This is a genomic window from Serratia sp. N21D137 (genome assembly GCF_047530005.1).
Lineage (GTDB): Bacteria > Pseudomonadota > Gammaproteobacteria > Enterobacterales > Enterobacteriaceae > Chania > Chania fonticola_B.
Genome location: NZ_JBLJAJ010000069.1, coordinates 1 through 5,498, shown reverse-complemented (window position 1 = coordinate 5,498; position 5,498 = coordinate 1). Strand labels below are relative to the sequence as shown.

At 50.3% G+C, this 5,498-nt stretch carries 6 protein-coding genes; 2 read left to right on the top strand and 4 right to left on the bottom strand.

Annotated features, from left to right (window positions below):
• Positions 1–562: 562 nt before the first annotated feature.
• Together ACMV5H_RS24900 and ACMV5H_RS24895 are read right to left on the bottom strand one after the other, a co-directional pair.
• A complete protein-coding gene (locus ACMV5H_RS24900; protein WP_414822731.1) occupies positions 563–1,534 on the bottom strand; it encodes a ParB family protein in 972 nt (323 codons plus the stop codon).
• 8 nt (positions 1,535–1,542) lie between these two features.
• Positions 1,543–2,736 carry an AAA family ATPase gene (locus ACMV5H_RS24895; protein WP_037376639.1) on the bottom strand — a complete coding sequence of 398 codons (1,194 nt, stop codon included), beginning with the start codon at positions 2,734–2,736 and terminating at the stop codon, positions 1,543–1,545.
• 316 nt (positions 2,737–3,052) lie between these two features.
• Here ACMV5H_RS24895 and ACMV5H_RS24890 point away from each other — a divergent pair, with 316 nt between their 5' ends.
• Together ACMV5H_RS24890 and ACMV5H_RS24885 are read left to right on the top strand one after the other, a co-directional pair.
• A complete protein-coding gene (locus tag ACMV5H_RS24890; RefSeq protein WP_004966044.1) occupies positions 3,053–3,295 on the top strand; it encodes a type II toxin-antitoxin system RelB/DinJ family antitoxin in 243 nt (80 codons plus the stop codon).
• Positions 3,285–3,572 (top strand): type II toxin-antitoxin system RelE family toxin, encoded by a 288-nt coding sequence (locus ACMV5H_RS24885; protein WP_037376617.1) that lies wholly within the window; start codon positions 3,285–3,287, stop codon positions 3,570–3,572. The genes ACMV5H_RS24890 and ACMV5H_RS24885 overlap by 11 nt, the downstream gene beginning before the upstream one ends.
• A 254-nt stretch (positions 3,573–3,826) precedes the next feature.
• Here ACMV5H_RS24885 and ACMV5H_RS24880 read toward each other — a convergent pair whose 3' ends face one another.
• Both ACMV5H_RS24880 and ACMV5H_RS24875 read right to left on the bottom strand, forming a co-directional pair.
• A complete protein-coding gene (locus ACMV5H_RS24880; RefSeq protein WP_414822732.1) occupies positions 3,827–4,633 on the bottom strand; it encodes a tyrosine-type recombinase/integrase in 807 nt (268 codons plus the stop codon).
• Positions 4,630–4,914, bottom strand: coding sequence for a hypothetical protein (locus ACMV5H_RS24875; protein WP_414822730.1), 285 nt, complete (start codon positions 4,912–4,914; stop codon positions 4,630–4,632). The genes ACMV5H_RS24880 and ACMV5H_RS24875 overlap by 4 nt, the downstream gene beginning before the upstream one ends.
• Positions 4,915–5,498: the final 584 nt, after the last annotated feature.

Here is a 5,498-nt window from a genome sequence, read left to right as displayed (position 1 = left end):
AGGACAAGTTAAAAAGTGGTCAGTTGAAGAAGCCGGCAACCGCCGACATTTCTGGCTAACCGCTAACAGGGGTGGGTCAGATTTACTTTGGCAGCCTGGGTCACTATTCGATTGGCATTGACACTTACCCACCGTTTCTGCGGACAACTTTCCACACTTCGGATGAAAATGTGGGGATTTCACCGTGAAATTCTCTCTTGATGTTTTTTAAATACAATAGGTTACATGCCACTTTCGCATGGAGAAAGGTATTGGAATTTCAATGTAAAAGGCAGTAGAAAGGTTTACGCTTTGATAGGATCTGACTAAAAATTAGTGCAACCTTGGAGATTTCAGCGTGAAATTCACCGAAGATATTCATCAAATACAATACGTTAAGTCATGTATTTGCGTGGAGAACGAACCGAAATTTTCACTACGAACTGGCTATAGAGAAAGGGCATTGCAAGGTAAGCCGAGGTGTGTTGCGTCGAAATCCATGGGGATTTCACCGTGAAATCCCCATAAAAAGGCATTAATTTTAAACAGTTAACACTGAAAAAGGAGTGGGGAACATTTGCAATTATGACTTCAGATGCTTAGCCAAGACAGCCTTCACTGCATCATCAATGGCACCCTGCAGCTCGGGCGATACACGGTTAAACTCGTAACTGAACATGCGTCCCCGGATCTTCTTACGGGCATATTTGTTCTTGTCAGAAAACTGCCAGAGTGGGGTGATGACAGCCGCTTCTCCTTTCGCTGGCTCTCCCAATACCGTGGCTTCATCCCTTATTACCGTGAGGATTTTAGTCTTGACCTCATCTGCGGCCAGCAATGACTGCTCACGGATCCCACGGACGACGCTACTGATATTTTCGATGAGTTCTGATACTGAACGTTGATTGCTGACCAACAATTCTTCTGCCGTCAGCAACACTTTATAGTCAGAAAAAGACAGTTCAGATTGGATCGGGAAAAGGGATAGCAACTCAGAAGATACACTGGCTGCCTGCAACGCTCGCGTAACTTTGGCTTGCGACAATCCCTCTGCTTCAGCGATTTCTTTTTGTGTCAGTCCACTTTGCTTAAGGGCCAGTAGCCGCGTTCCCACTTCACGAATGTTATGTTCCCGAGCCGTTTGAATATCCTGGGCCAGCTTTCTGGCTTCGGTGACCGAGAGTGGCTCATCTGTGACTAAAATATCCAGACCGACATGTTTGAGAATGGCAGAAGCACGACGACGTGAGCCATCCAGGATCTCGATACGATTATCGCGACGGACACCAATGGCAGGGAAAAACTGCTGCAGGCTGATGCTCCGCGTAATATCCTGAAGGGATTCAGGGGTGAGCGCAGACTGATCACGTCCGTTGACTTCCTGAGTCACATACGTTTTTGTTTCAACCTCTACCGCCGGCACTGTCACTTTGGTGAAGACAACCTTCCTGCCAGACGACAGGGTAAAGACCTGTTTGAATGCTTCTGGCTCGGCTTCGCTGTTAAGAACTGGCGCACTAAACGTGCGCCCGATTGTCAGACGTTTTGTGCTCATCGGGCACCTCAATTCATTCGGATAAATTCAATGCGGTCAAATACCGCTTTGGCAAAGTCTTCAGCAGCAGTACGCGCATTTTTCAATGCCTCGCTGCTCCCCACGTAGGTCGCCGGATTCGCGGAGATCACTGTATCAAACGATTCGCCACAACGTTCAAAACCATCAAGGCGTGGCAAAGCCGCATCGAGCATGTCTCCGCCAAAAATCTCTTTCGCGAGGCTGTGGCAGACTTTGTGATCGGGCTTGTTGGACAGTTTGGACATAAAACCGATGTTTCCCTGCAACCGGCACGGGCAACCAGAGGCTTCAATGATACTGACCAGCTCAGGCAGACGGGTCAGGTACTTCAATGTCGAATGGAAATCCACCTGTGCAGGCGGGATCGGCGTCATCAGGAGATCGGCGGCCGCAATCGCGTTCTTGAGGAATGCATCCAGGTGAGGGCCGCTGTCGACAAAGATAAAATCATAATCAGACTTCAGTTTATCAATGATGTTCTCACGCAAGACAGCATGGGGGTTTTGGCCAGGTAAATGCTCGGCACACAAACTTTCCCAACCTGAAGCGATGAAAGCATCATCGATGGATGCGGGAAGAACGTCGACGCCGGGTACAACAGACGGCACGATGAACTCATTGAGCAACTCTTCCCGACTGACGTTTTGGAGCATGGCCTGCGCAGAGGTTGTCTCAACCAAGCCCACGGCACGGGTATGGTTCAAAAACATAGTGGCCGAGGACTGTGGATCCAGATCAATGACCAGGACGCGTAAATCTTCAAAAAGGAGGTGAGGGTGGGCACGCAGGGCATGAGCCAGTGATACCGTAGAAACGGTCTTTGAGACCCCGCCCTTTAAGTTGCCGACAAAAAGAGTCATTGCTTCAGGATGGCGATCGCGATATTTAGGGACACCTCGGTGATGATAAATATCGACAATATTCTGGACGGTCATCGCGTACTTGGTGGACGAACCGGCTGCACGTTTCTCGAAGACATAACCGCCATTTTCCATCTCGCTGACGGCATAGTCCACGTTAGCACGCGTCAGTTTTGGAAATTTTGCAACGGCAGCTTTGGCATACACCTGAAAATATTCGTTTTCCTTGAGCTCTTCTTTCTGAAGTTGTATCTGCTCAGTCAACGCGGACAGCATTTTTTCGGCACGTAATGCGACTTTCTCTGTCTGATGAGAATCCATAATCACCAACTCCATATTTATGTAGCTTATTTGAATTAAACCAATAATCATGCATAAAAGATAAAAAATCAACATAATTAAAAGTAAATTTCTCACGAACTAACCATGACGGTGAATCACCTTCAGCAGCATCATGCAGAAATGAGGAGCGGTTGAAATTCCGCATATTTCCTTTAAAACCAAGATGCTCCTTTTAAAGCTATAGATCCCAGACAGAAGACGGCGCTACTGTGAAGCACAGGACCATATGTACTTTATTTATTGTCGGTTATACCTTAATATGTATATACAAACGTAACCACATGGGGATATCGACATGGGTACAATGAATATTCGTATCGACGATGACTTAAAGGCCCGGGCCGGTGTAGCGCTCGACGGATTGGGGATCACAGCCTCGGAAGCTGTACGTATGGTGCTTGAATACGTTGCACAAAATAACCGCCTTCCGGTTCAGGTGGCATTACTGGCTGATGAAGACGCAGATATCATCGAGTTAGCGCGTGAACGTCTGGCGAATCCTGGCAAACGGATCCGAGTAACACTCGATGACTTATAAGATTGACTTTGACAATGCAGCCTTCAAAGAGTGGAAAAAATTAGGTGAGACTGTACGTCAACAGTTAAAAAAGAAGCTGGCGCAGATTGTTGAGGCGCCACGCATTGAGGCTAACCGACTGCACTCCTTACCTGATTGCTATAAGATCAAACTCCGCGCATCCGGTTATCGGCTAGTCTACAAAGTCGAGGATGAAACTGTTGTGATCCTCGTCCTTGCTGTAGGTAAACGCGAACGGCTGGAAGTTTACAAAGCAGCCGCCACAAGGTTGGGTTAGTGAGGGATCGCTAAAAAACCCATTAAAAAATGACATGACCATAGAGAAAAAGGCATTCTTCCAGGAAAACTGCCGTTCTCTGATCATGTCATAAGCTCCTATACGCCCAACTCCCTCACGTCACAGCTCTGGTATTGTGTGCATGTCAGGCTCTCAAGCAACTCGGAAATTCACAGCGAAATATCTCAGTCCTGGCCGTTCATCTGACAGGGCGGAGGTATTTGAATAACCGCAGAGCGTTAGCACTTTATTCGTTATCGCCCAGTGCCTGGGGACGCTTCAGCCTCCCGTATCATCGTGAGCGCATCCTGCGTCGACAGCGTGAACTGGACCTGGCGGTTGGCCACGATATCGAGCGCAAACACCCGGGTATACACTTCCGTACTTTCCCCTTTTTCGTGGCCCATCAGCCCCTGCAACACCTTCAGCGGCGTGCCCTGATAGAGCATATGCATCGCGTAGCTGTGCCGAAAAACATGCGGCGTCACTGGCACGCTAAAATGAATGCCCTCGCTGCTGGCCTGGCGCTCGGCCTTGGTGAGCCAGTTGCGCACCGTGCGATCGGTGGTTTGCCAAATCGGCAAGGGGGTACGTTCACACGTTTGTGCGTCAATCTCGAACTGTTCCTTGGTACTGGCAAATAGCCGACGCAGCTCGTCGACAAAGTGCGGATCGGTCAGGGGGATAAGCCGATTGGCCGATTTCCCTTTGGCAGGACGGCCGGGGCCACTGCGTCGTTGTTTGGCGGTACGCAGAATGATATGGGGCATCTCAACGGTGAGCCGTATGTCTCGCCGCTTGAGCGAAAGGGCTTCATTGATCCGGGCACCGGTGTTCCACAGCAAATTAATGAGCGCATGCTGTGGCCAGTCAGGCAGATAGTGAAGCAGGGCAGCCACTTCCGGGGCCAGCAGATAGCGCGGCAGTTCATCGTAAACCAGCGCCATTTTGCGCAGCGCCAGCGCATGCTGATAATCCCGCGTGTCCAGCAACGGGGTTTCTTGGCCATTCGGTGTGCCGGTGGTGGCCAGTCCTCCCCGGTAACCGGCGCGCTGCATCATGGCCAGAACGGATCGCGCAGCCAATGGATCACCAGCTGACGGTGTTTGCTATCCACGACACGTGCCGCCTCCAGCAGGTCAAACCCCTCATCATTGCCGGTCCACAACGACAAGAAGAACAGGGCCACTTGCCGTTCGCCGCGGCTCATGATATTGAGTGCCGACCGCAACGCGTTTTCATCACATCGTCGTGTAGCAAAGTCCCAGTACCCGGCGATCCGCGGATAGTCGGTCAACAGCACGGCAAACCGTGCCTGCTCAGGGGTGAGATCCTGTCCCATGGTGTCTTTCTCCTCGCGTCATCTCGCTGATGTCGATGGGGTGCGCTACGTAAAATCTGCCCATCTACGCCCCACGTCGACGTTCAGATTTCACGTAGCGCAATCTTGTCCTAAAACGCCCGTTTTTTCGCCGTGGGCATCGATGGCGATCGCCGGTCCCCCAAATTATCGCCCAACCGTGGTCCGGCTGCACGCAAAGTAATTCGTCGTGAGGATCCTTATGGATCCTTTTTTGGTTTCCGATTTATGGAATTACACCCTAACTCGGAATCAAATTAATCATGAACCACGTGATTTGTGAACCGGATCTGGCGGGGGAAACCACCACATCTAGTGTCTTAATCAGCTGGTGATGACACTACATGTGGGGTTTGGCGGGGCAGGGTGCCGGGTTGCCGAAAATACACAAACCGGAAAGTGCACAGGCAGGAACGACAAGGTTCTTGCCTGTCGGCCGATTACTCCTCTGGGTCTCTGTCACGTATGATGGAAACTTCAATTTTTCCCTCATCACACCTTTCAAAGCTTCTGATGATCCCCGCCTCCCGGGATTGCTCCAGTATCAACATGACGAGATCGTCATT

Bases quoted from the DNA above. Each gene is read 5' to 3' on its own strand.
- ACMV5H_RS24895 (WP_037376639.1), bottom strand. From the start codon at position 2,736: ATGGATTCTCATCAGACAGAGAAAGTCGCATTACGTGCCGAAAAAATG.
- ACMV5H_RS24890 (WP_004966044.1), top strand. From the start codon at position 3,053: ATGGGTACAATGAATATTCGTATCGACGATGACTTAAAGGCCCGGGCC.
- ACMV5H_RS24875 (WP_414822730.1), bottom strand. From the start codon at position 4,914: ATGGGACAGGATCTCACCCCTGAGCAGGCACGGTTTGCCGTGCTGTTG.
- ACMV5H_RS24880 (WP_414822732.1), bottom strand. From the start codon at position 4,633: ATGATGCAGCGCGCCGGTTACCGGGGAGGACTGGCCACCACCGGCACA.
- ACMV5H_RS24900 (WP_414822731.1), bottom strand. From the start codon at position 1,534: ATGAGCACAAAACGTCTGACAATCGGGCGCACGTTTAGTGCGCCAGTT.
- ACMV5H_RS24885 (WP_037376617.1), top strand. From the start codon at position 3,285: ATGACTTATAAGATTGACTTTGACAATGCAGCCTTCAAAGAGTGGAAA.